The sequence below is a fragment of the Halobacillus sp. genome, from assembly GCF_049282395.1.
GTDB lineage: Bacteria > Bacillota > Bacilli > Bacillales > Halobacillaceae > Halobacillus.
Map to the genome: position 1 here is coordinate 1 of NZ_JBAPTY010000299.1, position 2,439 is coordinate 2,439.

Below are 2,439 nucleotides of genomic sequence, written 5' to 3' on the forward strand. Positions count from 1 at the left end.
CTCCTGCGGTTAAACCTAAAGACTTCAGCGCTACACCGCGACTGTTCTTTTCTTTAAGACTTTCTGGAGCGTCCCCATCCTCTGATAAAGAGACCATCACGTGGCTGATCGAAAATAATGCACCGACCATGGTTGAAAAGGCGGCACTGATGATGACGAGATTGAAGATCGAATCAAGATAAGGGATATGAAAAGCGGACAAAGCTGTTACAAAGGGACTTTCAGATTCATCTATGATCGACCAATCAACCATGTACAAAACAAAAAATAAGGATAATAAATAAATGGATACAAGAAGCAGAATTAAGGCCGTCCCTGCTTTTGTTATATTCTTTTTATGTTCAAGCTCCGTAGAAGCCACTCCGACCACAGCAATCCCTCCGAAAGAGAAGAAGATGAATATAAGAGCTGACCACAATCCACTCCATCCATTAGGAAACCATTCACTGATTCCAGCTTGATGGACGGAAGCCGCTGTATTCGGATCGAGTATACCAAACAAAATGAGAGCTCCAAAACCAATAAAAACGACCAGGGTCGATATTTTTACAATCGCAAAGAGCGATTCGATCTGTCCGAAGTTCTTCACTCCCAGGAGGTTAATCCCAAACCCAAGCAAAGCATAAAGGATGGAAAACACCCACAAAGGAATAGTGGAAAACCAAAATTGAGTGAATGTGGATAGCGCGACTATTTCACTGGACATGATCAATAGTCCGGATAACCAGTACATCCAGCCGGATACGAAGCCCATGGAATGACCAAATGCTTTCTGGGCATACATTCGAAAAGAGCCGCTTTCCCGGTCATTAACCGTCATTTCGGCTAAAGCGCTGAATACAAAATAAGTGGTAATCCCTGCGATCAGGTAGCCAATTAAGATGGCCGGGCCGGCGGTCTTAATAGACAGCCCGGTCCCTAAGAAAAATCCGGCGCCGATTATGGAACCAATCCCAATGAGGGAAAGCTGCCACCAGCTGAGGGTGCCTTTGCCTTTTCTTATTTCTTTTTGTTTTTTATGCTGGACCGCTTGTTTGACGAGGTGATGGTTTTTCATAAAAGGTCTCCTTTATGTACCAGTTTCCATAACTTACTTCTTCTGTTCATCAGTATTACCTAATCAAATAATTTTATTGTGACTGGTGACTCCAGTTTGTCCAGATACATTCCAATTTATGGTATAGTATAAGAAGATTAAGCGGATATCGAGGTGGGAAAAGACAGAGAAGACCATGTTGGAGTAATGACTGAAGAGCTTTGTTACCAAGTCGAAGGTGTTCCGTATTTTTTTGAATACAGGGGTAAAGATGATCATGAGCTGGTCATTCATTATTTATCAAAAATTAAAACAGGAGCCACTTCCAATGAGGAGAGTGGCTGATCTAATAAAGGCTTTCGATTGAGTATTTGCAGACCTTTAGCTTATTAAAGCGACTCAAGGGTCTTCCCGGCCTAGAAGAGTACCTCACTGAGCAGCCACAATGGATTTTAGATACTGTCTGGGTCTTCCATAGAATACGATTTGTCTATAGGCAGGGTAAGTGGAATCGAAGAATATAAAGATGGGGGCATCCAGAAGAAAAGGATAATGAGAATATAATGGTCGATCTCCATAAATCATGCCTTTTAACGCGGTATTCATTTCTTTATTAAAAATGTTAAAGCGCAATTCTGCAGCATCCTTGCTGAATTCACCACCATCTACATAGGCTCTTCCCAGTAGATAAAGTTCATTCTCCCCGTTCATCTTCCATTCGGCCAATACTTCGTCCCGCATTATCGGATTAATGGCTTCGAAGTTAAATACATATCCAATATCTAAAAATAATTCAGCCGTACGATCAGAGTGAGTGAGAGTATATTTTCTCCCTTCAAGCGGTTGAGCGGTATCAGCGGGTGGTAAATAGTTCACGGATAACTTTCGTGGATCAAACGAAGACATCCAGGCGCCTCCTAAACCCATAATGAAATTCTCCATATTAGATTATGCAGGACAATGACCGGGGTTCTAAAGGAGTACTAAATGGAATGGATAGCATAGATTTTATAGGGAGGCTTTTGAAAAAGAGAAAAAGGGAGGTAGTTGAACGGCTGTTATGGAAGTACTAAATTTACTTGGGACATGGCCCTTATATTCACAGTTGTTTTCATTTTTTTAGTCCATCATTATAGTGCTTTAAGGGGGCAACTTGCAGCTGCAAAAATATTAATCTTATAATGTAACAAACCTTTAACAATTGGAAACCTTTATGTAGTTTACTTTTCATTATTCCTCTGTTAAATTATATTAATATTTCATGTATCATTAGATACATCAGGAGGTTAATCATGTTTAACCAAAAAGAAAATTTATTAACGAAGGGCTGGTTTTTCTTTGTCATCGCTTCTCTATTTCTTTGGGCAAAGACTTACTACGCTCTGCAATCTTCATTTACTTTA

Annotated in this window: 3 protein-coding genes; 1 reads left to right on the forward strand and 2 read right to left on the reverse strand. The window is 40.3% G+C overall.

The features are described 5' to 3' along the window. The coding region (locus tag WAM07_RS12925) for an amino acid permease (protein WP_422167448.1) at positions 1 to 1,057 on the reverse strand (1,057 nt) is incomplete at its 3' end. Positions 1,058 to 1,210: 153 nt separating this feature from the next. Between WAM07_RS12925 and WAM07_RS12930 the strand changes: the two genes are divergently transcribed. Beyond that, positions 1,211 to 1,381, forward strand: a complete 171-nt coding sequence (locus WAM07_RS12930; RefSeq protein ID WP_422167450.1) for a hypothetical protein — start codon at positions 1,211 to 1,213, stop codon at positions 1,379 to 1,381. A gap of 84 nt (positions 1,382 to 1,465) precedes the next feature. Here the strand turns inward: WAM07_RS12930 and WAM07_RS12935 are convergent, their stop codons facing one another. Beyond that, positions 1,466 to 1,942: a staygreen family protein gene (locus WAM07_RS12935; RefSeq protein ID WP_422167452.1), complete on the reverse strand. Its 477-nt coding sequence runs from the start codon at positions 1,940 to 1,942 to the stop codon at positions 1,466 to 1,468. Between the last annotated feature and the right edge of the window lie 497 nt (positions 1,943 to 2,439).